The sequence below is a fragment of the Psychrobacter sp. M4 genome (assembly GCF_055699795.1).
The window spans coordinates 244820-271787 of sequence record NZ_CM146740.1 but is presented as its reverse complement, the minus strand read 5'-3'; the positions used below and the strand labels follow the sequence as shown (position 1 = coordinate 271787).

General features: G+C 43.2%; 22 protein-coding genes. 7 read left to right on the top strand and 15 right to left on the bottom strand.

Annotation, left to right across the window (positions count from 1 at the left end; translation table 11 throughout):
• Positions 1-10: 10 nt before the first annotated feature.
• The 3 genes from tilS to ppx all read right to left on the bottom strand — a co-directional run bounded on the left by tilS (position 11) and on the right by ppx (position 4190).
• The gene (gene tilS, locus ACR63N_RS01135; protein WP_472782341.1) at positions 11-1558 is read right to left on the bottom strand and encodes a tRNA lysidine(34) synthetase TilS; all 1548 of its coding nucleotides are present in this window, start codon (positions 1556-1558) and stop codon (positions 11-13) included.
• A gap of 93 nt (positions 1559-1651) precedes the next feature.
• Positions 1652-2455 (bottom strand): acetyl-CoA carboxylase carboxyltransferase subunit alpha, encoded by an 804-nt coding sequence (locus ACR63N_RS01130; protein WP_367105017.1) that lies wholly within the window; start codon positions 2453-2455, stop codon positions 1652-1654.
• 196 nt (positions 2456-2651) lie between these two features.
• Positions 2652-4190: an exopolyphosphatase gene (gene ppx / locus ACR63N_RS01125; RefSeq protein ID WP_472782340.1), complete on the bottom strand. Its 1539-nt coding sequence runs from the start codon at positions 4188-4190 to the stop codon at positions 2652-2654.
• 512 nt (positions 4191-4702) lie between these two features.
• Here ppx and ACR63N_RS01120 point away from each other — a divergent pair.
• A complete protein-coding gene (locus tag ACR63N_RS01120; RefSeq protein ID WP_367107399.1) occupies positions 4703-5074 on the top strand; it encodes an Mpo1-like protein in 372 nt (123 codons plus the stop codon).
• A gap of 105 nt (positions 5075-5179) precedes the next feature.
• On the opposite strand, the gene ACR63N_RS01115 is transcribed toward ACR63N_RS01120, so the two are convergent.
• Both ACR63N_RS01115 and hemL read right to left on the bottom strand, forming a co-directional pair.
• Positions 5180-6892 (bottom strand): AMP-binding protein, encoded by a 1713-nt coding sequence (locus ACR63N_RS01115; RefSeq protein ID WP_367107386.1) that lies wholly within the window; start codon positions 6890-6892, stop codon positions 5180-5182.
• Positions 6893-7127: 235 nt separating this feature from the next.
• Positions 7128-8429, bottom strand: coding sequence for a glutamate-1-semialdehyde 2,1-aminomutase (gene hemL / locus ACR63N_RS01110; protein ID WP_367107387.1), 1302 nt, complete (start codon positions 8427-8429; stop codon positions 7128-7130).
• 227 nt (positions 8430-8656) lie between these two features.
• On the opposite strand from hemL, the gene ACR63N_RS01105 reads away from it, so the two are divergent.
• Positions 8657-9043, top strand: coding sequence for a hypothetical protein (locus tag ACR63N_RS01105; RefSeq protein WP_367107388.1), 387 nt, complete (start codon positions 8657-8659; stop codon positions 9041-9043).
• A gap of 43 nt (positions 9044-9086) precedes the next feature.
• On the opposite strand, the gene ACR63N_RS01100 is transcribed toward ACR63N_RS01105, so the two are convergent.
• Positions 9087-9455, bottom strand: coding sequence for a zinc ribbon domain-containing protein YjdM (locus ACR63N_RS01100; RefSeq protein WP_367107400.1), 369 nt, complete (start codon positions 9453-9455; stop codon positions 9087-9089).
• A gap of 150 nt (positions 9456-9605) precedes the next feature.
• Here ACR63N_RS01100 and ygfZ point away from each other — a divergent pair, with 150 nt between their 5' ends.
• A complete protein-coding gene (ygfZ, locus tag ACR63N_RS01095) occupies positions 9606-10358 on the top strand; it encodes a CAF17-like 4Fe-4S cluster assembly/insertion protein YgfZ (protein ID WP_367105012.1) in 753 nt (250 codons plus the stop codon).
• Positions 10359-10427: 69 nt separating this feature from the next.
• Positions 10428-11750, top strand: coding sequence for a D-amino acid dehydrogenase (locus tag ACR63N_RS01090; RefSeq protein WP_367107389.1), 1323 nt, complete (start codon positions 10428-10430; stop codon positions 11748-11750).
• Between the two features lie 105 nt (positions 11751-11855).
• Here the strand turns inward: ACR63N_RS01090 and ACR63N_RS01085 are convergent, their stop codons facing one another.
• Positions 11856-14054, bottom strand: coding sequence for a molybdopterin oxidoreductase family protein (locus tag ACR63N_RS01085; RefSeq protein ID WP_472782339.1), 2199 nt, complete (start codon positions 14052-14054; stop codon positions 11856-11858).
• Positions 14055-14542: 488 nt separating this feature from the next.
• Here ACR63N_RS01085 and ACR63N_RS01080 point away from each other — a divergent pair, with 488 nt between their 5' ends.
• Together ACR63N_RS01080 and ACR63N_RS01075 are read left to right on the top strand one after the other, a co-directional pair.
• Complete coding sequence (locus ACR63N_RS01080; protein ID WP_367105009.1) at positions 14543-14746, top strand: CsbD family protein; 204 nt, start codon at positions 14543-14545, stop codon at positions 14744-14746.
• A 952-nt stretch (positions 14747-15698) separates the two neighbouring features.
• Entirely contained in the window at positions 15699-16259 is a 561-nt protein-coding gene (locus ACR63N_RS01075; RefSeq protein ID WP_367107391.1) for a hypothetical protein, read from the top strand.
• A 157-nt stretch (positions 16260-16416) separates the two neighbouring features.
• On the opposite strand, the gene ACR63N_RS01070 is transcribed toward ACR63N_RS01075, so the two are convergent.
• The 7 genes from ACR63N_RS01070 to ACR63N_RS01040 all read right to left on the bottom strand — a co-directional run bounded on the left by ACR63N_RS01070 (position 16417) and on the right by ACR63N_RS01040 (position 23060).
• On the bottom strand, positions 16417-16728 hold the full coding sequence (locus tag ACR63N_RS01070) for a YqfO family protein (RefSeq protein WP_367105007.1): 312 nt from the start codon (positions 16726-16728) through the stop codon (positions 16417-16419).
• A 130-nt stretch (positions 16729-16858) separates the two neighbouring features.
• Positions 16859-17524 (bottom strand): DNA-3-methyladenine glycosylase, encoded by a 666-nt coding sequence (locus ACR63N_RS01065; RefSeq protein WP_367107392.1) that lies wholly within the window; start codon positions 17522-17524, stop codon positions 16859-16861.
• A 186-nt stretch (positions 17525-17710) separates the two neighbouring features.
• Positions 17711-18424, bottom strand: coding sequence for a phosphoribosylaminoimidazolesuccinocarboxamide synthase (purC, locus tag ACR63N_RS01060; protein WP_367107393.1), 714 nt, complete (start codon positions 18422-18424; stop codon positions 17711-17713).
• 95 nt (positions 18425-18519) lie between these two features.
• Positions 18520-18843: a hypothetical protein gene (locus ACR63N_RS01055; protein WP_367105004.1), complete on the bottom strand. Its 324-nt coding sequence runs from the start codon at positions 18841-18843 to the stop codon at positions 18520-18522.
• A 102-nt stretch (positions 18844-18945) separates the two neighbouring features.
• Entirely contained in the window at positions 18946-19851 is a 906-nt protein-coding gene (dapA, locus tag ACR63N_RS01050; RefSeq protein WP_367105003.1) for a 4-hydroxy-tetrahydrodipicolinate synthase, read from the bottom strand.
• A gap of 340 nt (positions 19852-20191) precedes the next feature.
• A complete protein-coding gene (locus ACR63N_RS01045) occupies positions 20192-21451 on the bottom strand; it encodes a hypothetical protein (protein ID WP_367107394.1) in 1260 nt (419 codons plus the stop codon).
• A 244-nt stretch (positions 21452-21695) separates the two neighbouring features.
• On the bottom strand, positions 21696-23060 hold the full coding sequence (locus ACR63N_RS01040) for a Do family serine endopeptidase (RefSeq protein WP_367109994.1): 1365 nt from the start codon (positions 23058-23060) through the stop codon (positions 21696-21698).
• A 738-nt stretch (positions 23061-23798) separates the two neighbouring features.
• On the opposite strand from ACR63N_RS01040, the gene ACR63N_RS01035 reads away from it, so the two are divergent.
• Positions 23799-26060, top strand: coding sequence for a cation:proton antiporter (locus ACR63N_RS01035; RefSeq protein WP_367105001.1), 2262 nt, complete (start codon positions 23799-23801; stop codon positions 26058-26060).
• Positions 26061-26190: 130 nt separating this feature from the next.
• Here the strand turns inward: ACR63N_RS01035 and tmk are convergent, their stop codons facing one another.
• Positions 26191-26949 (bottom strand): dTMP kinase, encoded by a 759-nt coding sequence (gene tmk, locus ACR63N_RS01030; RefSeq protein ID WP_367105000.1) that lies wholly within the window; start codon positions 26947-26949, stop codon positions 26191-26193.
• Positions 26950-26968: the final 19 nt, after the last annotated feature.

The window sequence follows — 26968 nt, the reverse complement described above, 5'->3', positions numbered from 1 at the left end:
TTCGAATTGACTATAGTACATTTCTGATAATGCTATCTACTAAATTGTCAGTATTTGTCATCTTTAGCGCTAACTTATCGACGCCCAATACCCAGCTCTCAAATGGTGATAGCAATAATAAAGGCCATTTCTCGCCCGTTTGCTCATCTATAACACTGACAACGATTAAGCTGTCGCGCAGCCATACAGGCACGCCCAGTGTTTGATACAACTTTTTCCCAGCTTGCGGACGCGTTGCCAAAGCCGTTTGTAGTCGCTGCTGTCGATCTAATGGCGCTACTTGTAAAGCTATATTATGATTTTCTTTATTAACAAAATTAGCATTAATAAATGCTAGTAAATGATCTAATTTCACTATCAATTGCCAATGACAACGATCACTATCTCGTAAAGTAATGCTCAACGATTGATCAGTCGCCGAATGAGAGTCTGGTAAAAAAGGTTCTATTAATACTTTTGACTCAGCAAGGGGCAGCTCTAACCATGTAAGCCAAGTCTCACTGAGCCGATACAGCTGCTGGCGGTAGCGACGCACACTATAGTGCTGATAGCGGCCTTGCCAATCTAATTGCGTTTGATGGTCATGATCAGCGCGCTGGGTTAGGCTTAGGACGTCGTCTATCAACTGTTTGTTAGGCGGTAGCGGTTCGTCTTGCGCTAGCCAGTGATGCAGCAGCTGGCGTTGTCGGTAGATAGGGAGCGTTTGCAGCAGATCAATATCCAGCGCCCGCTGCACTGGTGGATAGCATAGTCGCTCAATAGCGCTATAGTGCATGTCTTTATTTGCCTGCTCACTTACGATAGCCTGTGCGTCGCTAAGCAGCTGCGCGCTACGGGCAATATTTTCAATTACATTGTTATTATAAGTCGTTAATAGCGGTATCACATCACAGCGCAAACTGCTACGCACATTATCACCGCTGTCGTTGGTTGGATCATTAATATAAGGTAGTTTTAACTGTTTGGCATAGCGGCTAATAGCAGCCCTGCGTACTGACAACCAAGGCCGCCATAGTATACTCTGCTGCTCGCCTTGCTTAGTGACGCGCCATGATTGCATACCAGATAGACCTTTGACGCCTGCGCCCTGAATTAGGCGCATCAGTACCGTCTCTGCCTGATCATCGGCATGATGCGCCAATAGTAAAACATCCTCTTGATTGATGTGCGCACCCATGATTTGATAACGCGCTTGCCTTGCTGCCTGCTCGTCATGACCATCTACCTGTGCCTGCAAGATCGTACAAGACATTTGCTGCGCTGCTGCCCATTTTGCAACATGCTGCGCCCAGAGCTGGCTACCCGCTTGTAGATTATGATCAACATGCAATAACTGCGGTAAAAAAGGTAATTTGCCTTGACGGTATAATTGCAAACATATCGCAGCAAGCGCTAATGAATCACGGCCACCGCTACAAGCCAGCCAAATGCGGCGACCGTGCAGCTGCCTACGATACTCATTCACACTTACCAGTAGCGCATCGGCAAGCACTGCAGCAATTGGCAGATTTGCTGCTATTGGCGCGGCAGGATAGGGTTTGATGGCGCTGCTGGTCATAATGGTACCCATAAAAAAAACGTGCTATTTTATAGCACGTTATCATTAAAGTATTAAACCGTGTTAAATAATTAATTTTGGTGTGTCAAACCATTAGCTTGGCAACATAACCTCTGAATTGAAGGCTTTAAACTTCTCATAACGTTGCTCGCAGCGAGCCTCTGCGTCCAGCTCTTGTAACTCGTTTAATTGTTCAAGCAGCAAGTCTTTTAGCGCATTCATCACAGGCTGCGGCTGCAGATGCGCCCCCTCACCCTCTTCAATAACAGCATCAATCAGACCTAGCTGATATAAGTTAAGCGCGTTTAATTTTAAGGCCTCACTAGCGTCTTGCGCTTTTTCAGCCGTGCGCCAAAGAATAGAGGCACAGCCCTCAGGCGAGATGACAGAATAAATGCTGTTTTGTAGCATGTTTACTTTATCGCCAAAGCCGATAGCTAGCGCACCGCCAGAACCGCCTTCACCGACAACAGTTACGATAATAGGCACACGCAAGCTTGAAAATACGGCAATACTCTCAGCAATTGCTTGTGCCTGTCCGCGCTCCTCGGCACCGATACCTGGATAAGCACCTTGTGTATCGACAAAGGTCATAACAGGGACATTAAAGCGCTCTGCCATCTTAACCAAGCGGATAACTTTGCGATAACCCTCAGGATTGGCCATACCAAAGTTATGAGCAATACGCTCACGGGTACTGCGGCCCCGATGTTGACCGATGACCATAACCGGCTTGCCAGCAAAACGCGCCAGACCGCCAATAATAGCTTTATCATCAGCATAAGCACGATCTCCATGCAGCTCATCAAACTCGGTAAACAGCTGATTAACATAGTCCATGAATAATGGACGCTTGGCATGACGTGCCAGCTGAACGCTATCCCAAACAGTACTCATAAGCGTATTCCTTCGTTAGTTTCATATCATTCATATCAATAATAACTGGTTTGAGCATAAACTCTAAATAAACAGGTACAGTTGTAAACTCAATAAAACTTATAGTAGCACAGTTTATAGACCTTAGTGTATTATCAAGGCCTGTGTTTTTTGATGTATTCAACAGTGTAGTGACTCATAGAAATAAGATAACCGCTTAGGCAGGTAGCGGTGCTTTAATTACCTCTAACCTAACACCCCATTTGGCAAATTGTTCAATCTCTGCGCTCAAGTCTGACAATAAAAAAGCATAGTGTTTTTTATCAGTAGCGACCATCATTTGCCAGTGATTGGTATCTATAATGTTCAGCTGCATGTCAGGTGGGCTATATTCGCTACGACTATGATGCGCTAGCACTGCCAGTCTCAATAGCAAGCATAAATAAACCAATTGGTCACCGCCAATTGTACAAGTTTGCTCAAGTATATCGGTCTTAAGCTTGCGCCGATGACTGAGCACCAGCTGCGCCATACGTTTTTGATCTACCTGTGAAAATCCTGGAATATCTGAGTGCTCAAGCAAATAGCTGCTGTGCCGATGGTAATTACTATGACTAATGGCTAAACCGATCTCATGTAAAAACGCGGCGCGCCTTAATAAATCAGCGTCATCGCTATTTAAACCCAGCTCATCTTGCACTTGCTCAAGCAAATGCTGGCAGGTCTTAACCACTTGCTTGGCCTGCTTTTTATCTACAGAATAACGCTTAATCAAGGCCAGCACACTTCGATCTCGCACATCTTCGCTGGCAAAGCGACCTAACATATCGTACATAACGCCCTCGCGCAGCGCCCCATCAGAATAGGTAATGGTATCGATACCTAGCACCTTCATTGCTGCGCGCAGTACCGCAACCCCTGCTGGAAACACAGCGTTACGATGCTCTTTGACGCCTTCTAGCTCAATAGCACTCACATCCCCAATATTAATCAATAGTTTTTCTAACTTTTTGACCCCTTGATAAGTAATACGCTCTTGATCATCAGCCCAGCCCTTAGATACTAATACGTTTCTGACCGCTTTGATGGTACCACTGGAGCCGATCACACTACTCCAACCTGTCTTTTGGTACTGACCATTGATGGCCAATATCTCCTTGCGTGCGGCAGTAGTTGCGTTGTTAAAAGCGTCTTTGGTAATCAGACCGTCAGCGAAGAATTTTTTGGTAAAAGCCACGCAGCCCATTTGTAAGCTTTCAGTCAATAGCGGCTCAAACCCTTTACCGATAATAAACTCTGTAGATCCGCCGCCGATATCGATGACCAAACGCTTGTCACTACTAGCATTGGTATGCGAGACGCCCAAATGAATCAAGCGCGCCTCTTCACGACCAGCAATGATCTCAATAGGTTTCGGTAATATCTCATTAGCACGTTTAATAAAGTCATCAGCGTTTTTGGCTTGACGCAAAGCATTGGTGGCAACGATACGGATGCGCTTTGGCGATACCGAATCAAGGCGCGCGACAAAACGACTTAGGCATTCAAGTCCGCGGCGTATGGCCGCTACGCCTAAAATATTATGCTCATCTAAGCCTGCAGCTAGTTGTACCTTTTCAGACATAGAAACTACTTTTCGTACTTCGCCATGATCAAGGCGCGCGATAGCTAAGTGAAAGCTATTGGAGCCAATATCAATGGCCGCCATTAGCTCATCATCAGCGAGTGGCGGGTTTGCTAGATATTTATTAAGCATAGGGCAGACGATTACCAAATTGGATGGGTTGGATAAATGATAACAAATGACTCATGATGTCAACTGACAAAGGATACTGCAACAGTTATAGTGGCTAAAAGCATAAACCTATATACTATCGGTAAATTTTGTTATTAAAGCACTTTTGCTAAAAACTGGCAAGCTAACGGTAACACTTTTAAGCTAAACTTAAATAAGGGAAGGAACAGGGTAACATGTAGAATAACTTATGCTCGTTATGACGGTTTGCTACATTCTGAGTTAAAAACACAACTGTTAGTAACTACTAGAACTATTAATAACTACTAGATGATTATCATTTATACCCTATTTATGACTATGTAATTCTTTTTATTTCGTTTCAAGAATACTGCTACTCTAGTATTATTATCAATTTAGCGCTAGCAAGTCTGATCAGTTAACATATGCAATTAGCAAGGGAAGCTACGACCATGAATACAATTGACCACACCCAAGTACAACCGACTACCAATACGCTCAAAAGTACGAATATGAGCAATGATGTCACAAATACGAGTGAGCTTGCAAAGTATAATTTTTACGATTTTTATTTAGATGAGCATCAAAACATGGCTTGTCGCCGTTTGCACTTTGCTGGTAGTAGCTTTGGTTTGTTAGGATTGGCAAAGTCTGTCAAAATTCGTTCACCTAAACCCGTTCTCAAAGGTATCGCTGCAGGCTACGCTTGTGCTTGGGTTGGACATTTTTTCTTCGAGAAAAACAAACCGGCTTCTTTTAAGTTTCCTCTACAAAGCTTTGTCAGTGATTTTCGCATGTATACCGACGTGCTACGCGGTAATCTAAGCTTGGTGGATCGCAAATTTGATAAACCAAGATCTAATGTAGCCAAACGAGCCAGCTAGTTCTTAAGACTAAGTATTTCAATTATAAAATAAAAGCCATTAAGCTCTTCTAAAGACAGCTTAACGGCTTTTATTGTTTGGTTATCTAATATTTAGCTTTAGTAATCAGCGTAGCGACTTACGCAGTATTTTGCCAACCGCCGTCTTTGGTAACTCGTCAATAAAGGCGTAAGACTGTGGACGCTTGTAAGCGGTTAAGCGATCCTTGGCAAAAGCGGTTAATTCCTCTGAGGTCAGACTTGGATCTTTTTTGACCACAAAAGCTTTAGGCACCTCACCGCTATGGTCGTCTTCAATACCAATAACAGCTACTTCTAACACTTTGGGGTGTTCAGTAAGCGTCGCTTCTACCTCATTGGGGTAAACATTAAACCCTGAGACCAGAATCATATCTTTTTTGCGATCAACCAAAGTTAAAAAACCCGCTGCGTCAAGGACGCCAATATCGCCTGATTTGAAGTAACCATCTTCTGTAAAGGTTAAGGTATTATCTTGTCGCCAATAGCCACGCATTACCTGCGGCCCCTTAATACCAACCTCCCCAGGCTCTCCAACAGCGCACGACCCACCTTTATCATCGATGATTTTGATTGCCATCATCGCTAGAGGCAAACCGACGCTACCATTGAACTTGGTAATACCTGGTGGGTTAAAAGAGATCACCGGCGCGGTCTCCGACATGCCATAGCCTTCATTGATAATCATTCCAGTCACTTGTTGCCACTGATCAGAGATGGCTTTAATGATTGCCGTACCGCCACCAATCGATAACGCTAAACGGCTAAAATCTAGGCTGGCAAACTTAGGATGGTTGAGCATGGCATTAAACAAGGTATTGACTGACGGAATAACGTGTGGACGATGCTGCTCAATAGTATTGACTAGTCCATCGATATCGCGTGGATTAGTGACTAAAACATCTTCCCAGCCGCCATAAATACCAAGTAGGCCGCAAACGGTAAACGAGAAAATATGATAAAGCGGCAAAGGATTTAGGATTTTGATTTGTTCACTACGGCCCGCTTCAATAGCCTTGCCAAACATGGCATAACACTGACAGACATTAGCCATGACGTTGTAGTGAGTAAGCATCGCGCCTTTAGGCTTGCCTGTGGTGCCGCCAGTGTATTGCAGCAATGCCAAATCGTCACGCTCAATAGACACCGGCTGATATTGGTCAGCATGGTATTCGCTCATAATGTGGGCAAATTTCACCTGACGTTTCAAGTCTTTATTGATGGGTGTACCAGTCAATAATTTATTGATTTGTTGCAACAAGGAAATATCATTGTCTGCATCGGTGACATTGGGATCAATGGAGCAGTGCACCACGACCGACAACTGCGCTTTGACATCGTCCTCAAGCTGATCATAAGCAGATGACATGCCATCAAGAATAATAAGCCCACAAGCTTGCGCATCGCTTAATTGATGCGCAAGCTCATAGTGAGTATACAGAGGGTTGACGTTGACCAGTACTATTCCTGCCCGCAAACAACCGAGCATCACGACAGCGTACTGTAATATATTGGGCAACTGGACGGCGATACGCTCGCCCTTTTTTATGCCCTGAGCTTGTAAAAAGGCAGCAAAGCGGCGACTGGCAATATCTAACTGCACAAAGCTTAGTTTTGCAGCTCCCATACTAAAAGCTGTGGACTCACCATACTGATTGATTTTTGGCTGTAGTAGGTCGAGCAGGTTTTGTTTGCCTTCTAGTACTTCTAAATTATTTCTAAGTCCATATTGCTCATAGCTCACCTGCCATAATGGTGGCACAGATTTGCTAGGCGAGCTATTGTCAGCAGTAGCATTCATAGGTCAGCGTCCTTGCCAAGATAGTTAGTTTCAAAAAAGTTAAAGGTTTTAAGCCTATAGGTATTAATATTAGCATAGCATGATTTATTATTTATTTTATATACTGCTAGACTATTATTTATACTAATCAGACCAAGATTTTAGTTTTATAAAAAAGCCAGCATGACCTTCTATATTGGTCATGCTGGCTTAGTTATAGTTTTCTTAAAACTGTTGAGCTTTTTAAACCATTAAGCTATGCTGCTGCCATCTGAGCAAAGATTTCATCAGCAGCCTTGATTGATGCCTCTAAGTCTTCATCACTATGTTTGATAGACATAAAACCGGCTTCATAAGCAGAGGGCGCCAGATAAATTCCGCGATCTAACATACCGTGAAAGAAGGTATTAAAGGCGTCCATATCACAAGCAGTCACGTCATCGAAATCAAGTGGAGTTTTAGTAGCGCTATCTTTGACAAAAAATATGCCAAACATACCGCCCAATTTGTTGGTACGCAAATGGATACCATGTTTATCAGCCGCCGTTTGAATGCCATCAACTAAGTGATCAACCTTGGCTGATAAATCCTCATAAAAACCATCGACGGTTAAGTCCTCAAACATCGCGATACCCGCACGCATCGCCAGCGGATTACCCGATAGCGTACCGGCTTGATAAACGCCGCCCATTGGCGCGATATGCTCCATAATCTCTTGCTTACCGCCAAAAGCACCTACTGGTAAACCTGCCCCAATGATTTTACCAAAGCAGGTCAGATCAGGCTTAATATTAAAGTGCCCTTGCGCGCCGCCAAGTCCTACGCGAAAACCCGTCATAACCTCATCAAAGATCAGCACTGCACCGTGCTTAGTACACTGATCACGTAAAGTATCATGAAAGGTTTGCTCGGGGATCACCATGTTCATATTGCCAGCGATAGGCTCAACAATAACGCAAGCAATGGTCTCGCCCCACTTCTCAAAACAGTCTTTTATCGCTTGTGGATCATTATAAGGGATAGTAATGGTGTGCTTAGCAAAGTCCGCCGGTACCCCTTTTGAAGTCGGCTCACCGATATCAAGCATACCCGACCCAGCTTTTACTAATAAGCTGTCGGAATGGCCATGATAGCAGCCTTCAAATTTGACGATATTGTCGCGTTCTGTAAATCCACGCGCCAAACGAATAGCACTCATTGTCGCCTCAGTACCGGAGCTGGTCATCCGCACCATCTCAACGCTAGGCACGATATCGCAAATCTTATCTGCAACCGTCGTCTCAAACGGCGTTGGCGTACCAAAGCTTAAGCCATCATCAGCCGCTTTTTTTACCGCCTCGATGACTTTTGGATGCGCGTGTCCCAAAATCATGGGACCCCAAGAGCCAATATAATCGATATAGGCGTTATCTTCGGTATCGTAAATTTTACTCCCTTCAGCACGGTGCATAAAAACAGGCGTACCGCCGACACCAGCAAAAGCACGTACAGGTGAATTAACGCCGCCCGGAATATGTTTGCGGGCTTGCACGAAAAGTTGTTCGTTTTTAGTACTCATAATGATGACCTTTATTTATTAGAATTTTGGACGAATAGTCCATTGTAGCGATTATTCAGTAGGTTTTAAATTTTGCTGACAATAAAAAACAGTCCCAGTAAAACAGTCCCAGTCTTAAAAACTGTATTTGCTGACATTTGAATTTGCTAAACTTTTATTTCTGTAATATAGTAAAAAGACCTGATAAACTTTTGTCTAACTTTTTATATAAACGGAGCTACTATATAATGACCACTTTAGTACATGAATCCATCAAGACAGCGGCTGCAATCCCTATGAACAACCAAGAAGCCATCACTATTATTCAAACCCTGATTGATGGTATTAATCCTTTATCTGATGAACCTTTATCCGCTAATAGTTTATGTTTACATAGTGACATTCAAAGGGCGCTGCAAACCGCGATTCCTGCACTTGAAAGCAAAATCAAAGCTGATATTCGTAGAGCTAATTTGCCAGTCAACGCCGGTAAGCCTTGGAATAAAGAAGAAGATCAAAAACTCATAGCTGCTTTTGATAATGGCCACTCTATTGCTATGCTCGCTGGGCAGCATGAGCGCACTAAAGGCTCAATCACCTCGCGCCTACTAAAGTTTAACAAAATAGACGGCTAATACTTTTAGCTCTTCTGCATTTGTCTATACGTGCAAGAGCTTATTAAGCCTTTTTGACTACCGAAGACTTAAGTTTCATCTGCCCAAAGCCGTCTACTTTACAGTCGATGTCGTGTCCGTCTACGGGATCGTCAAGCAAACGGATGCTTTTTACTTTCGTACCGACTTTTATGGATGTCGATGCGCCTTTCACCTTTAGATCCTTGATCACCGTTACGGCATCACCATCTTGCAGCTCATTACCGACGGCATCGCGAATGACGTTATCTTCGATATTGGCTTGTGCCGCGTCAGCCTCTGCAGCATCGGTTTCAGCAGCTGTCCACTCATGAGCACACATGGGACAAACCAACAACGCGCCATCTTCATAAGTATAATCAGCATCACATTTTGGACAATTAGGTAACATAATTTTCTCTTTAGACTCTATAAATTAGGGTTATGCTAATCCTAGCATTGTAGCTCAAGTGGCTAATTTTAACCAATCCGCTTGGTTGAAAATCAGTCATAGCACCCAATCTATAACCTAATCCATGTGTTTTAAATGACAGGAATAATAACAATGAATGATGCTCTGAATTCATCACTGCTACCGCAGTTTGTACAATTGACTATTCAAGGCGAGGATGCTGAGAAATTTTTGCAAAATCAGATCACATCTGACCTAACCAAACTTGGGCTTAGCTATCAGCCAACGGCGCTTAGTAATTTAAAGGGCCGTATTGATTTTGGTCTTTGGATAAAGAAACAAGACGAAAAACACTACGACGTGGTTGTTAGTAGCGATTGTGCACAGTCTTTACAAGCTCATCTAACTAAGTATGGCGCTTTTTCAAAGTTTGAAACCAGTGCACCTGTAGCTATTTACCCTTGTGTACTCGCTGATGAACCGACCTTTAGTCATAAGGATGACCATAATACAGCAGAAGATACTCGAGCCTGGATGCAGCGTAGTGTTGCGACAGGTAACTATTGGATAGTGGCGGCAACGCAAGGTCAGTTTCAGCCGCAAGAGCTGCGTCTGCATCAGCGCGGCGGTATAGATTATGATAAAGGTTGCTATTTAGGTCAAGAAGTCATCGCTCGTATCTATTTTAAAGCTGCGCCAAAAGCGTTTTTACATCGTGTAGCAGGTGCAGGCGAGGTGCCAGCAGCAGGCGATAAAATAGACAAGATTCAAATAGTCAACGCTATTGCCACTGACAAGGGTTTTGAGGCTTTGGTCGTTGCGCGTCCAGAGCAGCTAGCAGATAGTGATTTAAACATTCTTGAGTTGCCATCTGCTTTGCAAGTCGATGTTGCTCGCCCTCAGTAAAATAAAGGGGGCCAGTAAGTCTTGAGCCAAAAACGTCACCTATAATTAGGATAACTAATCAGGACTACTATGACACATATTGCAGTACTTGGAGCAGGCGTGGTGGGCGTGACCACTGCCTGGTATTTACGGCAAGCAGGTTTTGAGGTCACCGTCATTGAGCGAGAGTCAGGTGCTGGCATGCAAACTTTATTTGCAAGCGGCAGCTTATCGGTAGCTAACGCTAAACCTTGGGCCGACCCCAAAACCCCTTTTGAAGCGCTTAAAGGCTTTTTCAGCGAGGATGCACCGCTGCTTTATCGTCTGCGCGCTGATAAGTCACAGCGTCAGTGGGCGATGCAGTTTCTGCGTGAGTGCCGCGCTGAACATTCAGATGCCAATCTTATACAAATGGTACGTCTAGGATTATATTCACAAGAAGCCCTGCAAAAACTGCGTACCGAGACCCAAATCAAATATGAGCATAAAACTCGCGGAGTGATGCATTTTTATACCAATCAAGCCGCTTTTGATGCTGCTAGTGCGCCTACTGAACGTCTGCAAGAGCTGGGCTGTAACCGCCGCTTTATCGATATCAATAATGCGGCAAGCTTGGAGCCGGCGCTATATCCGGTTGCTCATAGACTGATTGGTGCCACTTATACCAGTCTCGATGAATCAGGCAATGCCTACTTATTTACCAAGAACTTAGCTGAGCGCTGCGCTGAAGCAGGCGTGCGATTTATGTATGATACTGAGGTTTTAGCTCTTAATAGTGATGTACACTCCAGTGCGCCGCACATTCACAGTATTACTATCCGTCCCATCGATGAAAACGCTCAGACCTTTAGTGCAGATAGTTATGTTCTCGCACTTGGTCACGATAGTATGCCTCTAGTAAAACCGTTGGAGGTGCAATTGCCTATCTTTGCGGCCAAAAGCTACTCTGCAACCTATAGAGTCAATCCGCGTGCTCCGCATTTAGCGCCATTTATTAGCCTTATTGACGATGAATATAAATTGGTAATATCACGTCTTGGTGACAAGCTGCGAGTGGCAAGCGCTATCGAATTTAATGGTTATAGTTTGGATTTAAACCAAGCTCGCTGCGAGGCTATTACGCGCCGCGTAAGACAGCTATTTCCTAAAGGTGTTATCGCTAACTCTGCTCAGTACTGGGCAGGTTTGCATCCTATGACACCCTCAAGCGTACCTTTGATCGGGCGCGCTCATATCGGACAAAATTACCACGGTAGCCAAGATAGCAGTGCTACCTTTGATAATTTATGGCTCAACACTGGACATGGTACATTAGGCTGGATGTATGCTTGCGGCTCTGCTAAAGCCATTAGTTTGATGATGCAAAACGAAACCCCAGTAGTCGATTTTGATTTTGTCGGTATAAATGCTTGATAGGCTTGTCCAATAAATAAAACGTCATTAGGTATGAAAAAGGCGCTCATATAGAGTGCCTTTTTAATTTTAATAACTTAGAACGCTTAGTTTTTCCAGAAACGCTTAGCCCATTATATTGTCAGATAAAGCTTTAGGTTCAGACTCAGCTACAACATCGATATCGGTATCTCCACTTTCTGATTTGAGCGCTATCAGTTGCACAGGTACGCCGTTTACCGCCGCGTTGCCACACAGCTGATCTATCAAAGTATCGTCGGTAAGATCGTTAACACTGACACCAGCATGCGCTTGGGCGATTTTTTGCTTAACGCCTCTGCGGCCATGGCCCCAACCATGGGGAATACTCACTATCCTTGGCATCAACTCATCAGTGACTTCGGCGATGATAGTTACGCTACCGACACGTGAGGTGACTGCTACCTTTTGACCATCCTCAATGCCGTACTCTTTAGCTGTGTCCGGATGCAGCATTAGAGTGCAGCGCGGCTTGCCTTTCACCAAGCGATAGCTGTTATGTAGCCACGAATTATTACTGCGCACATGGCGACGGCCTATCAGTAAAATCTGCTTATCATTATACTGCGCCATCATCTGTTGTACGCGTTCTAAATCAGCTTGATAGAAATCCATATTGAGATGGATTTGCTTATCTTGATGCTTTATAGCTTGTGGTAGCATTTTTTTCAAAGGTCCTAGATCTACGCCATGCGGATGTTTTTTTAGCTTGTTGAGAGTCATACCATAATAAGGCCCGCGTTTTAGACCTTGATCAAGCATAAATTTCGGCCCTAATCTTTTGATTAATTGGCGCTCAACTCTGGTGGCAACAGGTACTTTTTTGTCTAAACGATCAGCCAGCTCTAAGTAGATTTGCCAATCGTGTTTGGCTTCTTTGTGCTTGGCAAATAAAGCTGGTGAGTATTTGGCCACATTGTGCACCGCAAAACCATTAAAGGTTAGGTCATAGTGATCACGCTCCAGCGGCGAGACGGGCGGCAGTATGATATGGGCATGACGACTGGTCTCATTGACGTAATAATCAAAGGCAACCATAAAGTCGAGCTTTGAGAACGCCTCATCTAGTTTTTCGCCATTCGGTGTACTCAGCACCGGATTGCCAGCGACACAAATAAAACCCTTTAGTTGCCCCTCGCCTTCTACTAGCATCTCGTCGCTCATAGCAACGACAGGATAATCACCATTAAAATCGGGCAAGTTGCTGACGCGGCTGTGACGTTTACCTAGATAGCCGGGACCTGAATTATTAACCACATCGACGGCAGGGTTAGGGAACATAAGACCGCCTACTTCATCTAAGCGGCCAGTGACAAGGTTAATCACCATGATCAGGTACTGACTTAACAAACCAAACTCTTGCACCGAAACGCCCATGCGCCCGTAACAAACCGAGCTTTTAGCTTCACAAAACTCTTTTGCTAAGCGTTTAATCTCATTTGCAGCGATACCGGTAATATCTGCAACCTTCTCGGCAGGATAGTCTTTGGCAAAATCAGCTAATCGTTCAACCTCTGGCGCTAAAGCGGCAGCTGTGTTACTAGAAAACGCTTTATCCGCATAGCCTTGCGCATCAATTTCATTGAGCATGGCGAGCAATAATAAAACGTCAGTTGCTGGGCGAATAAAGTGATGTTCGCTAGCCATATCTGCGGTTTCGGTACGCCTTGGGTCAATGACCACCACTTTGCCGCCGCGAGCTTTAATGTCCTTTAGTTTTTGGCGCATATTTGGGGCGGTCATAATACTGCCATTCGAGGCTAGCGGGTTACCACCTATGATAAGCATATGCTGAGTTCGATTGACATCAGGTACCGGAATACGCAGCATATGCCCAAATAGATGCATACTCACAATATGATGCGGCAGCTGATCGATTGAGGTGGCTGAGAAGCGACTGCGGGTTTTTACGCTGGTGAGTAGATGCTTAATAGTCAGCATACCGCCTAAATTATGCACATTTGGATTACCTAGATAGATACCGAGCGCGTTTTGACCATAATTTTTTTGTATAGATTTAATACCAGCAGCTACCTTGTCTAAAGCCTCAGACCAGCTGATTTCTCTCCAGCCAGTAGCCGTACGCTCAATAGGGTGACGCAGACGATCAGGGTCTTCATGCAAGTCTTGCAAGGCCGTTGCTTTGGGGCAAATGTAACCTTTGGAGAATGGGTCATCTTTGTCGCCTTTGATCGATAGAACCTTTTTGCCATCATGCTGGATAACGATGCCACACATCGCTTCACACAAATTGCAGGTTCTAAAATGAGTTTGTTCAGTAGTCATAGTCAATCCCTCTGGTAGCTTGATGTTCCTTGCCATATCCTTTGTCGTACCTATGATATAAACCTGTTTTGATTGTCACTTTTTTTATAACAAAACGGCTTTGTTAAAGATTACTTTAGCTTATAGGCAAACGTAATGTCGAACTTTTTTATTGACCCAGTAATTTAATAATAGATATTGTATATGTAGATGATTATCGGTGCTTCATTAGCATCTCATGTGTAGTTACTAACTACAAAATCTAGTTTACATTATATTAATTGCTTTGATTATCAATAACATAAATTACAAAGCCTTAATAAAATTGTGGCTTTATTTATGAAGAAGTAACACTTTGGACAATGCTTATACAGACAAAATAATCTGGATTTTATAGATTAGATATTACCAGCTGGCTTATGAGTTTTGATCGCCACTGGTAGCTAGAATATTAGATCAAAGACAATGATCTTAACTATAAATTTATAATTAATAAAAGGAATAGAACAATGGACAACAATACTCTAAAAGGTCAATGGAACGACATGAAAAACTCAGTGAAACAAAAATGGTCTGAGATGACTGATGACGATATGGATCATGTCAATGGTGACCGAGATAGACTAGTAGGCCGCGTCCAAGATCGCTACGGTCGTAGTAGAGAAGATGCCGAGCGTGAGGTTGATGATTGGCGTCGTGATAATAATTACTAGTATTATCTGATAAACAGCTTTTCACATTGCTTAGCTTATAAATGTTAAGACCGTATAAACTACCTAGTTTATACGGTCTTTTTCTAGGCTAATAGAAGCTTTTAATCACAGTAACTTTTGTACGGTATACTATACCGTTTGTAAACACGATAAAACCGCATAACAATCAATGTTATGCGGTTTTATTGTTAACCATTCCTGTTATCTTTTACCGTGAGTATCAATGCATCCATGCAAAATACTATATATACTGTAAAAGCTGAGCATCCTGCTCATCGTTTATTACTTTTCTGATAACAACTATTTTAATAGTATCTACCAGCAGCATAAAACATGCGTTTCTATCTCACCTACTGTTATCATCCTGACGCTAGCAGATGAATTAACATCCTTAATTCGGTCTACTCAATCCTTGAGTCACATTCCCTTATGCCGTGTGTGTATAATGCCAAATTGATGAGCTGCTGATAAGTCGCTCAAGCGTCATTATGTGTAAGCATATGCTTACATGCACTTTTGAGAATATATTATTATCCTCTATAACAGCCGCTCACTCATTATTCTGCACAAAAACCGTAGAGTCGCACCTAACGAATAAAAGCTCTTTTTATTCTGTCTCTAACAATGCCTTTATAGCTGTACTTCGATCTATTTCACTAAAGGTTCTGCATGCACAAGAGTTTCTATGTTCTTGCGCTAGCTGTTGCATTATTTACAACTTACTAACGCACATGACATCTATCATCAAGCTTTGCAGCTTACTATACAAATGTAATAAATTATTTCGCTATTTGAATTAATCAAGTTCATAAAACAATAGCGACGTTAATGATTAAATTTGTTTGATCAAAGCGATAACCAGATGGGTTATAACAAAAGGTTGATAGCTAGTTATTGCTATGATTAGTGAGATGTTGTGCTGAATCATTGTAAACTTTGTAGGGAAAATACTATGCCTATGCTTAAGCGCTTAACAAGACGTCTAATTTTGCCCAGTCTAGTTCTTCTGGTATTGGGTACAGTGCCTAGTGTCAGCGTTATAGCTTCGAATCATAGTGAACAAAACATCTACCAACAAGAGAGTTTTGGAGAGATGACTAGCCAGCTGCGTCAGGATCTGCGCCGTGATGGCTATTATGTGATGGACGTGCAAGCTGACGGCAACAATCAAATTGATGTTTATGCCAAAAAAGACCATCAGCCTTACGTTCTCACTTATAGCTATCCTGAATTAGAACTGATTAGCACAGATAAGAAGCAGTGGTCGAACGTATGGAAGAATAGAAAACATAAAAATATTGAGGATAGCATTAAACAAGAAGCTCGTTATCCTACTGTTAGGAAGCGAGCTATCGGCAAAATAAACGATATGGACTATCAAGTAGAGAAAATTGAGCTAGAAGAAGAAGATAATCACGGAGTATTTGAGATTGAAGCTAAACGCGGTTCACAGGATTTTGAGGTAGTACTTGGCTACCCAGATCTGGACATTATTAAAATTGAAAAAGACTGATACTTTTGACCAAAACAATAAGGTACAACTAAATAACATAAGACTTTAAGTTAAGTTTTTGACACCGTTAAAATTTTGGTGTCTGTAGTCAGACAAGCCAGCCCTTGGTTTCGTCTGACTTTTTTTATATTGACTTGACTATAGTATTTACCAAGCTTCAAATATCAAGCACTTTGATAACATCATAAGCTGGGGTCTCATAAGGGTGAGCGTCTTTGAGTGCAGCGATGACTGTTTGAATAACAGCCTCACGAACGACCATCTCAACACGCCACTCTGCGACTGTTTCTAGCTCATCTTGGCGGCCGATATGCGGTGTACTACCTGATATGGGCATAAATTGTCCTCTACCCTCAACTTGCCAGCAGCACTGTTCATAATTGCCGATGGTCCCTGCTCCAGCAGCAAACAGAGCCAACTTGACCGGTTCTAAAGCGTCTTCGGGAATAAAAACCGTTAATTTATACATTTATAACCCTCATAAGCATACGTTTGATGGTAATAGATAAACTAAGTATAGCCAATAATTTCATATTAGGGCGAAAAACAAAATCTACTTTATTATTGCCTTTCTAACCTCAATGCTACGAACTTTTTTACTATTTTTTTGATAATGAGGGATGATCGGTCCATACATAGCGTAGTAACCAGTCTTTGGCCTCCCCTGCATAGTCAATACCGATACGAGGACGTAAGGATACTGGCGGCGTGCATTCATCATCTTCAATCCATAGGTTTGATTCAGGATCGATTGCCAAACCAGACAGCGTACGGTCAATCTGCAAATGTTTGGTTAATTTGCCTGGACCTGCAAATTGTTTGAGCTGCTGCACAGGCGTTAATTTTTTATTATTACCTGAGTTATCAGTACTTGAGTCTGCATCTGAATGGTCGCTATTATCTATTAAGAATCCTGCCCGTATCAGCACAGACTCAGGAGACTGGGCTTTGCCGCTCACCAGATTTAGCATATGATGGACGCCGTAGGTCAAGTAGATATAAAAAATCCCCCCTTGCTCATACATAATATCACCGCGTTTGGTGCGTGTCCCTACATGTGCTTGTACCGATCCATCTTCGTCACCAATATAAGCCTCGGTTTCTGATATGCGCAGTCGCAAAGTCTTGACGTTACCATCACTATCTATCAGTTGGCGACACAGTATTTTGCCAACCAAGTCAGCCGCGACCACGCACGTTGGACGCGTAAACCAAGAAGAGGCTAAAATCGTTACTTTAGACACAGAAGCTTTAGCGGTTGGCATTTATCAAACCTTGTTGCTACTAAATATTATGGGCGCGGCTACTAAACTTTATATTAGTCATATAATTTTACAGGATTTTAAGCTTGCTTAAAGCTAGCATTTACTTAAGTTTTAATACTTTATTCCACAAAAAACTGAGCACATGGCTCAGTTATTGTAACTACTTTTATAAAGATAAAAAAATACCTAATCTAAAGGCACGCCAATACGCTTAGCCACCTCTTCATACCCTTCAACCACATCTCCTAAGGATTGGCGGAAACGGTCTTTATCTAGTTTTTTCTTAGTTTTTTTATCCCAAATACGGCAGCCATCTGGTGAGAACTCATCACCCAACACAATGCGGTCGTGAAAAACGCCAAACTCTAACTTGAAGTCTACTAGCATTAAATCGCCAGCGTCAAAGATCTCACTAAGTACATCATTGACTTGATAAGTCAGCTCTTGCATTTGGCTCAGCTGCTCTTTGGTAGCCCAATCAAGAGAGATGGACAATGACTCGTTGACCATAGGATCGCCAAGCGCATCATCTTTATGAAACAGCTCATAAGTTGGCGGCGTCAGTGCTTGCCCTTCCTCTAGGCCCAAGCGGCGCACCAAACTACCAGCAGCAAAGTTACGCACCACACACTCAACCGGAATCATCTCAAGACGCTTTACCAGCACTTCATCCGTTGACAGTTGTTTTTCAAAATGAGTCTCGATACCAGCATCCGTAAGCTTTTGCATAATAAAGGCATTAAAACGATTGTTTATCTCGCCTTTACGTGCCAACTGTTCAACACGTTCACCATTGAAGGCTGAGGTATCATCACGAAAGTGTAAGATCAAAAAATCATTATCGTCTGTTTCATACACAGATTTAGCTTTGCCCTTATAAAGCAGTTGTTGCTTTTGCATGGTGGCTTGTCCTTCATTCAAGCTTATATTTTACAACGCTAGCTCTATTCAAAAATTAGCGTTGTCTGGTTGGCGTTTCAGTAAGGTATTGATCTTTATTCAACGGGCACAGCAGTCACAGGAACCGCGCGCTCAGGTTTTGGCAGTCGATACTGTTTACCTGCCTCGTTTTGCAATTCAAGCGTGTTTGCACCCAAATCCGGCGTTTGGTATAAAGGGACAAAGGGCGCTGTTTCTTGAGCGACGGGTAGCTCTATAGGTGCAAGCTTTTGGCTTTGTTGATACTCCAAACTGCCATTGTCTCGCTGACCCAGTAGGTTTTTAGCAGATTGACAACCGCTCAATGCCACTGTACTTCCTAAAAATAAACTAAATATCGCAGTAAGTAGCTTTGGGTTAATTGACGACGTCTTCATCATGTTATCTCTTAAAGTAGTAATCGACATTTATATCAATACCACTATAGGCGCAGCACTGTTGCTAGCTAGTACTATAGTTACTATTGATTTGGAATCGAAAATTTATAATAAGTTTGCCCGTACTAAGGCCTCATCGATGGTCGCATGATGCTCTGGAGCTAGCCATACAAGCGGCAAACGAATACCATTGTCTATCATACCCATCTTATGTAACGCGTATTTTGCTGGAATAGGGCTTGACTCAATAAACAGGTCACGATGCAGATGCTTGATGACATCGTGTGCTTGGTTTGCTGTCTCAAAGTCGCCGCGTAAAGCTGCAGCGAAAGTATTACTCATAGCCTTGGGAGCGACATTAGCCGTTACAGAGATATTACCTTTAGCACCTACTCTCATCAGCTCAAGCGCTGTGCCATCTTCACCTGATACAACCACAATTCTGTCGCCAACGGCTTTAATCAGTTGCTCGCCGCGAGCAACAGAGCCAGTGGCATCTTTAATAGCCACAATATTATCGATGTCAGCCAGACGCTCGACCGTCTCTTGAGCGATATCGACCACCGTGCGACCAGGTACATTGTAGAGCATTTGCGGCATATCAACTGCTGCAGCGACAGCTTTATAATGTTGATACAAGCCTTCTTGCGGGGGCTTATTATAGTAAGGAGCGACCAATAAAGCACAGTCCGCACCTGCATCCTTGGCTTCTTGTGTCAGCTTGATGGCTTCAAGCGTATTATTAGCGCCCGTACCTGCAATTACAGGTACACGGTTTTTCACATGTTGCACAAAATAGCGAATGACATCACTGTGTTCTTGCATAGATAAAGTGGCAGATTCGCCAGTAGTACCTACAGCCACCAAACAATGCGTGCCTTGCTCAATTTGCCAGTCTATGAGATCTGCCAGACGTTTATAATCGACCTTACCATCAGGATGCATAGGCGTTACCAAAGCTACCATAGAGCCTTGTAATTGGGTCTTAATGTCATTGTATGCTGTGCTCATAACTCTACCTTACTGTATCGCGCCAGCTTTGAGTAAAGCTTACGCATAATAGGTCACCTGCAAGGACTACGCCTCGCTTTATATTAATATTAATGCTATTGGCTCATATCTTATTAGAATAGATAATCTGTCAAATTAAAAGATCTAATTGAATAGTGCATTAGCTACTGTTATAAATGCCCGCTAGTGTAGCATATTTTAATTTACTGACTCACTAACAATTGACTTTTAATGGGCTTTATTTAATAACAATCAGCTTTAATTGCCTTCCTTGTAGTGAGTATGGGCATACCAGATGGCAATAACCTAGCTGTTAACCGCTATTTGTTAATAACTACCATTAACGAATGGTTAATACATCAATAGTGGGACAATGCAGGCGAAAGGGCAAACCCCGAGTACCAATACCACTACTCACAAATACTTGTGCGCTACCATGTTGATACAAGCCACGCTCGTTACCTGTTAGTTTACCTTTAAATTCAGCAGATTTTGCAGCGCCTGCGATCAAAAGTGGTCTTGGCTGTAGCGCTTTTGGTAAATCAGCAACATTATCAAAGCGTGCAGCTAAAATAATAACTGGTAGTGTGGCTTGCTTAATTTTAGTGCGCAGCGCTGTTTTATCAGCCAACACTGCAATGCCAGCATTAGTCTCATGGCTGTGTTTTTTAAGATGGTTGTTCTCATGACTGTTTGTACAACTATCTGCTTGAGGAGCTGCTGGTACCTGCTTTTGGTACTCTTGTGATTCTATATTCTTAAGCGTGTTTTTAAGATAATGCTTTGGTACATCTTGCCAACCACAGAGCATGGCCGTTTGCTGTACAGGATCTATGCGTTTGGTCGTTTTGGTACTCAAAGATATATCTTGCCTGTCCTTTATTGCACAAGTATGAACATTACCTGTACTTTTGGGCGGTAGCGGCAAGCACTTTTGACCGATACAAGCAATGTCGAGTACATCAAACGCGCAAGCTAGCGTATCTTCTAGCAGTGGCTGGCCTTGTTTGGTAGTATTCATAGACTGATAGCGTAAATCTGAGATGCTCATCACTGTATAAATAGGTTTATTCGCGCCCTTAAATAGCATTAGCTGTCCAACCAAATCAGCGCTCGGGTAATAAAGCCAGTCACCAGTAATTAATACCGCATCCACCGTCAGCTCGTTAATCGTAGCAATTAGCTTGCGAATATGGCGCGGCTTACCGCTGTACAGCCCTATACGTAAATCTGCTAGTACGGCTACAGTCAATGGTGTCGTTAAACCGAGATCTATAGTTTGACAGCGCAGTCGTAAGCGGCTTGGTTGTACAATAACGGTATAAAAGTATAGCCCCATCACTGCTATACATAACAGTATCCATAGTAATGATGACTGTCCTAGCATAGGCGTTACATTTGTAGCCCAGCCCGCGATGAGCAGTAGGGCCCATATCGGCATGGTGTAGGCGGCATAATACAATGCCAGTTTTGGCCAAATACGCATAAAACGCTTGCTAGGATTGGCATTAAAGGTTTGCAGTCCTGACCACAATATTACGTACGCCACTAGCATTGTCGCGATAATGATACCTAGCGTATAAATAGGGTGGTCAATCATGAATACCTAATATGGATATGAACGGACACGGGTAAAGTCTCAAGTTAGTTTAGGCCCAAACTAGCGCCAATACGTATCAGCTCTGTGCAGTTTAGCTTACCCGTTATACAAAAATAGTTAAGGTGTATAAATAGATGCCCTACTCATCGTTATACCATCAGCAGCGGACACTACAAAAATCAGCTATTATAAAGAGCGTTACCTACAATAAACAAGTCTTATCAGCTATCGTCTGACTTTGTTCTTATTCAATACGTAAACCGATAATTGCTGGTATGCCTTGGCGTAATAGCTCTATAGTTATCACGCCTTTATTAGGTAGCGCTGAGATGGCACTAGAAAAATCTGTCACATCGCTGATAGGTTTTTGATGCAAATTCGTAATGATATCGCCTGCCATGATACCGGAGCGTGCTGCCAGCCCCGTTGGATCTACAGCGGTGACCAGTATACCAGTCTTGCCCTCTGTAGCCAGACCCGCTTGCTCATCTGGAGTCAAGTTGCGTAATCGCAAACCTACACGTACCTCGTTGTCCTGTTTATCGCGTCCTTCTGCTTGCACATCACTTGGTGCTTGACCAAGCTGACCGGACACGCGCAGCTGCTTTCCATCACGCTGTACTTGGGCTATAAACCTATCATCAGGACGAGCACGATTGATAAGATTAAGCAGGTCGGAGGCGCGCATAATATTTCTATCATTATACTTTAAGATAATATCGCCTGACTCAAGTCCTGCTTTTTGTGCTGGTGAATCTGGGGATACCCGAATCAACAGCGCGCCTTGTGGCCGTGCTAGCTTATAAACCTCTGCTAGGTTACGATCAATATCTTGTGGATAAACGCCTAAATACGCGCGCGATACTTCACCATTTTCTTTGAGCTGCTCGTAGATATCCATAGCCGCATCAATGGGAATAGAGAATGATAAGCCCATGTAGCCGCCCGTACCGCTAAAGATACGCGAGTTGATACCAACTACCTCGCCGCGCTTATTAAACAAAGGTCCCCCTGAATTACCAGGGTTTAGTGCCACATCCGTTTGGATAAAGGGCACGCTGGTCTCACGCGAAAAGCTGCGCGATTTAGCACTGACAATACCTGCAGAGGCAGAATAATCAAAGCCAAATGGGGAACCGATAGCCAAGACAGGCTCGCCGACCTTTATGGTATCAGAATCACCAATTGGTAGTGCTGGAAACTGGTTGCCTGATACTTTTAGTACCGCCACGTCTGAGCGCTCATCACTACCCACTAAAGTGGCGTCAAGCTCGGTGCGGTCATTGAGGGTGACGGTGATATTATCTGCGCCTGCAACCACGTGATGATTGGTCAACATATAACCATCATTCGTGACAAAAAAAGCAGTGCCATAAGCATGCTCAACTGCAGGCGTCGCCGCTCGATCAGGTAGGCGTAAACGATTACCAAAAAACTGACGTAATAATTCAGCCGTCTGAGCTTTGACCAATTCATCCTCACTGATCTGCTTAGTGACATTAACCCGTGCTACCCCTGGCGTCACTTGCTGCACCAGATCGGAGAAATCAGTAGTGCTGACTGCCGCTTGCACACTAGTACTAGCAGTAGCACTAATCCCTGCCATCATAGCTATACTCAGTGCTGATGCCAGCACTCCTTGTTGTAATCCACGTTGTATCCTATGAGCTATTGGCTGCGCTTTCATATTACTACCCTTGTCTAAACTTTATAATTTGATAATTTGAATTTTTTATGGCTATATTATGCAGGATAAAACTATGCATAGCTATGTCCCTATTCTCTTACTACTGCCGTTCAATGTACGGGTAATAGGCTTATCAACTGCAGTGTGAAAACTGACATAAATTCTACCTTATACTGTCTATCACTAAATGATACCGCTTGCGTTTAACACAAGTAAAATAAAATCATGGTATGATTACAAGCCAAATAATCTAAACTATAAACAGAAGTTATTGATGAAAAATACTGCTATTATTCCTCGTTTTAGTCTTTGGCAGCTTGAACCCTCTATTATTTCAATTTATTTATTATCTCGTTTGTTACGCATACGCTGTATCAAATGACTCTTTGTCTTTGAGCTCTTTTGGTGTCACAGGTTTTTGTCACTATCTATTTTTGCCGACTATATTAAATTGAGTATAAATGTTTTTGTGACAATGAATGATGCTTCATTAAAGTGTTGGTAACAACTATTTACTATAGCAAAGATTAGAGTTTACTTCATAGATACCAGTGCCATACAGTGCTATAGGTATCAGCGAAAACCACTAGATAGTCACTGTTAGATCGCAAAAAACTCTAATGTACGTGCAGTATAGCAAGCTTATAAAAGGATTAACTTATGGATACCGCCCTATTGCTATCCGGTGTGGTTGGGCTTGGCATCGCCGCTCAGTGGTTGGCTTGGTACTTAAAACAGCCATCCATTCTATTTTTATTATTAATTGGCATTCTAGTCGGCCCTGTATTGGGTATCTTTGACCCTGATGTGGTATTGGGCGAGCTGATGTTCCCTTTTATCTCATTAGGCGTGGCCGTTATTTTATTTGAGGGCTCACTAACTTTAGAGTTCGATGAGATTAAGCAACATGGTACCGTCGTGCAGATGCTGGTATCGGTCGGCGTACTTATTACTATCGCCATTGTGGCGCTATCGACCTATCTTTTATTTGATGTTGATCCTCTGATCGCTTTATTGTTTGGTGCTCTAGTTTGCGTGACTGGTCCTACGGTCATCATGCCGCTCCTGCGCAGTGTGCGTCCCAATAAAACTATTGCCAACATCTTAAAGTGGGAAGGTATTATCATCGATCCTATCGGCGCAATTGCGGTAGTATTGATTTATGAATATATCATCTCTGGCGGTGAAGCCAGCAGTATCTTCTTATTCGCCAAAATAGTCGTGCTAGCGACGGTAATTGGGATGGCAGGAGCTTGGGTGCTAGCGTTTTTGATGCGCAGACATATGCTTCCTGAGTTTTTGCACAATGTCTTTACCCTCGCCTTTGTTCTCGTACTATTTTCAATATCCAATCATTTAGAGCATGAATCTGGGCTGTTGACCGTAACAGTAATGGGAGTCGCGCTTGCCAACTGGCCAAAATTCCCACGCGATACGATTTTAGAATTTAACGAATCGCTAACGATCCTACTCATCTCAGCGCTATTTATTATTCTTGCTGCGCGCGTAGAGCTTGCCAACCTAGTAAGCGTAGGTTTTTTTGGTTTAATACTGCTTGCCATCGTAATGTTTGTCGCGCGTCCCTTATCAGTTTGGGCCTCCTCGATTGGCTCCAATCTAAAGACCAGCGAAAAGCTCATGATCAGCTGGATCGGGCCGCGTGGTATCGTCGCAGCTGCCATCTCCTCCTTGTTTGCGATTCGGTTGCAAGAGTACGATATACAAGGCGTTGAGCTGCTCGTACCCTTAGTATTTATGGTCATTATCGGTACGGTCATGGTGCAGGGTTTGGGCGCAAAAATGGTTGGTAATTTATTGGGCGTTCGTGAACCTGAAACCAATGGCGTATTGGTAGTAGGCTCAAATCCAGTTGCTTTACTAGTAGCCACCTCTTTAAAAGAGCAAGGTTTTGATGTCATCGTCGCTCATAATAACTATACTAATATTGCGCGGGCGCGCATGAGCGGGATACGTACCTACTTTGGTAACCCCATCTCCGACCATGCCGATCGCCATTTAGATCTCATCGGCATCGGTAATTTATTTGCGATGAGTACGGATAAAGAGATGAATACCTTATCTGAGATTCATTATCGCCATGAATTCGGCGAACAAAAACTTTTTCGCCTCAAATTTAGTGATGAAAAGGTTAAAAGCGAGCGCGATGATAAGCAGTCAAACTTTCAGTCACAGTGGTTGTTCGGCAAAGACGTGACTTATACTAAGCTTGCCAGTATGTTGTCCAAAAAGGCAAAAATTAAAATCACTAATATTACTGACAGTTATAGCTATGAGCAGTATAAAGCGGATAATAAGCAGTTTGTACCTCTATATACTCTTGATAAAGAAGGCAAATTGCACGTTATCACTGACAGATTTGATGGCACTGTACCGCGCGATCGTAAGCTAGTAGCCTTAGTCATTGACGATGAAGTGCAACCAAAGCCTGTTGATGTCACGGCCAAACAAGAACAAGCTCGGGCAGTTGCTGACGCGCACTTTGAAGCCAGCTCTAAAGCCCCTGAAAAACGCAAAGAAAAAGAGCTGATAGATGATAGCGATAAAGATAGTGCTATTGAAGATACTGCGGTAGATGACAATGCCACCGAAAACAGTTATCAAGAAGGCGATACGGACATTGACGCCGACCAAAAGGTAGTCGCTACGCAAAAAGAGATACCAGCAGTCGTGCAAGACAACGCTGCGAAAACTGAAAGCCCTACCACATCCAGCGCTACAAATAGCGATACAGTTGCTAGAATAAAAGGCAACGCTCAAGGTAGCGGTAGCGCGCCCAAAAACAAAAAGGGTTCACTAGATCCTAATCGACTACCAGGTGGCAGTAGTACGGCCGATGATACTGAAGAAGGGTCTCAAGATACAGATAGCAGTACTGCTAAAGATGGTAGTGATAATAAGTAGCTGTTGTATTATTGACTGTTATATAAATAACTGTCAAAGCAGCTGTCATAATCATCGATAGCTACATAGTCTATTTTAATAACAGTCCAGCTTTAGAGCTGGACTTTTACTGTAGTAAAGCTCACTAATTTTAAGTCTTAAAAGTAGCAAACTTTGACTCAATCACCTGCCAGATGCGTCTGCCAACCTCATCGCTACTCCCCGCTGCATCAATACGCTGTATCCTTTGGGGGTATTTACTGGCAAGGGTCTCAAAGCCTGCATAGACTCGGGTAAAAAAAGCAGCTGCTTGCTGCTCAAAGCGGTCAGCGACGCTGCGTTTGCCTGCGCGTGCCATACCTTCAAGCACAGGAAGATCTAGCCATAATGTCAGCTCCGGTAGCACAGGAACAAACTGGTCGATAAGCGTATCAATTTTTGTTAATACGCTAGTGTCGCCATGTGCTCGTCCAAAGCCTTGATAAGCGATGGTTGAATCAGTAAAACGATCACAGATCACCCACGAACCGTTTTGTAGCGCGGGCAAAATAACGCGCTGCAAGTGATCACAGCGCGCTGCAAATAGCAGTAGTAGCTCGGTATCATCACTGATAGCCGTTGCTGGATCTAAAAGGATAGTACGCAGACGCTCAGCAAAGGGACTACCGCCCGGCTCGCGCGTACGCACATAAGGTATGCCAGCTGTTTCTAGACGCGTGCATAGCTGATTGATAGCGGTGGTTTTGCCAACGCCTTCTGTACCCTCAACGCTAATAAATTTACCATGTTTTTGCGCTAATTCTGAGCTTGACTCTGGATTAGTTACAGTCGCAGGCTTATTACTCTCTGTAGGCTTAGTCATACTGACCTGATTTGCTTGCATATTCATTGGTGCTAACACTATTGACATATAAGTATGCCTTATTGAT

Bases quoted from the DNA above. Each gene is read 5' to 3' on its own strand.
- tilS (WP_472782341.1), bottom strand. From the start codon at position 1,558: ATGACCAGCAGCGCCATCAAACCCTATCCTGCCGCGCCAATAGCAGCA.
- ACR63N_RS01130 (WP_367105017.1), bottom strand. From the start codon at position 2,455: ATGAGTACTGTTTGGGATAGCGTTCAGCTGGCACGTCATGCCAAGCGT.
- ppx (WP_472782340.1), bottom strand. From the start codon at position 4,190: ATGCTTAATAAATATCTAGCAAACCCGCCACTCGCTGATGATGAGCTA.
- ACR63N_RS01120 (WP_367107399.1), top strand. From the start codon at position 4,703: ATGAGCAATGATGTCACAAATACGAGTGAGCTTGCAAAGTATAATTTT.
- ACR63N_RS01115 (WP_367107386.1), bottom strand. From the start codon at position 6,892: ATGAATGCTACTGCTGACAATAGCTCGCCTAGCAAATCTGTGCCACCA.
- hemL (WP_367107387.1), bottom strand. From the start codon at position 8,429: ATGAGTACTAAAAACGAACAACTTTTCGTGCAAGCCCGCAAACATATT.
- ACR63N_RS01105 (WP_367107388.1), top strand. From the start codon at position 8,657: ATGACCACTTTAGTACATGAATCCATCAAGACAGCGGCTGCAATCCCT.
- ygfZ (WP_367105012.1), top strand. From the start codon at position 9,606: ATGAATGATGCTCTGAATTCATCACTGCTACCGCAGTTTGTACAATTG.
- ACR63N_RS01090 (WP_367107389.1), top strand. From the start codon at position 10,428: ATGACACATATTGCAGTACTTGGAGCAGGCGTGGTGGGCGTGACCACT.
- ACR63N_RS01085 (WP_472782339.1), bottom strand. From the start codon at position 14,054: ATGACTACTGAACAAACTCATTTTAGAACCTGCAATTTGTGTGAAGCG.
- ACR63N_RS01080 (WP_367105009.1), top strand. From the start codon at position 14,543: ATGGACAACAATACTCTAAAAGGTCAATGGAACGACATGAAAAACTCA.
- ACR63N_RS01075 (WP_367107391.1), top strand. From the start codon at position 15,699: ATGCCTATGCTTAAGCGCTTAACAAGACGTCTAATTTTGCCCAGTCTA.
- ACR63N_RS01070 (WP_367105007.1), bottom strand. From the start codon at position 16,728: ATGTATAAATTAACGGTTTTTATTCCCGAAGACGCTTTAGAACCGGTC.
- ACR63N_RS01065 (WP_367107392.1), bottom strand. From the start codon at position 17,524: ATGCCAACCGCTAAAGCTTCTGTGTCTAAAGTAACGATTTTAGCCTCT.
- purC (WP_367107393.1), bottom strand. From the start codon at position 18,424: ATGCAAAAGCAACAACTGCTTTATAAGGGCAAAGCTAAATCTGTGTAT.
- ACR63N_RS01055 (WP_367105004.1), bottom strand. From the start codon at position 18,843: ATGATGAAGACGTCGTCAATTAACCCAAAGCTACTTACTGCGATATTT.
- dapA (WP_367105003.1), bottom strand. From the start codon at position 19,851: ATGAGCACAGCATACAATGACATTAAGACCCAATTACAAGGCTCTATG.
- ACR63N_RS01045 (WP_367107394.1), bottom strand. From the start codon at position 21,451: ATGATTGACCACCCTATTTATACGCTAGGTATCATTATCGCGACAATG.
- ACR63N_RS01040 (WP_367109994.1), bottom strand. From the start codon at position 23,060: ATGATGGCAGGGATTAGTGCTACTGCTAGTACTAGTGTGCAAGCGGCA.
- ACR63N_RS01035 (WP_367105001.1), top strand. From the start codon at position 23,799: ATGGATACCGCCCTATTGCTATCCGGTGTGGTTGGGCTTGGCATCGCC.
- tmk (WP_367105000.1), bottom strand. From the start codon at position 26,949: ATGTCAATAGTGTTAGCACCAATGAATATGCAAGCAAATCAGGTCAGT.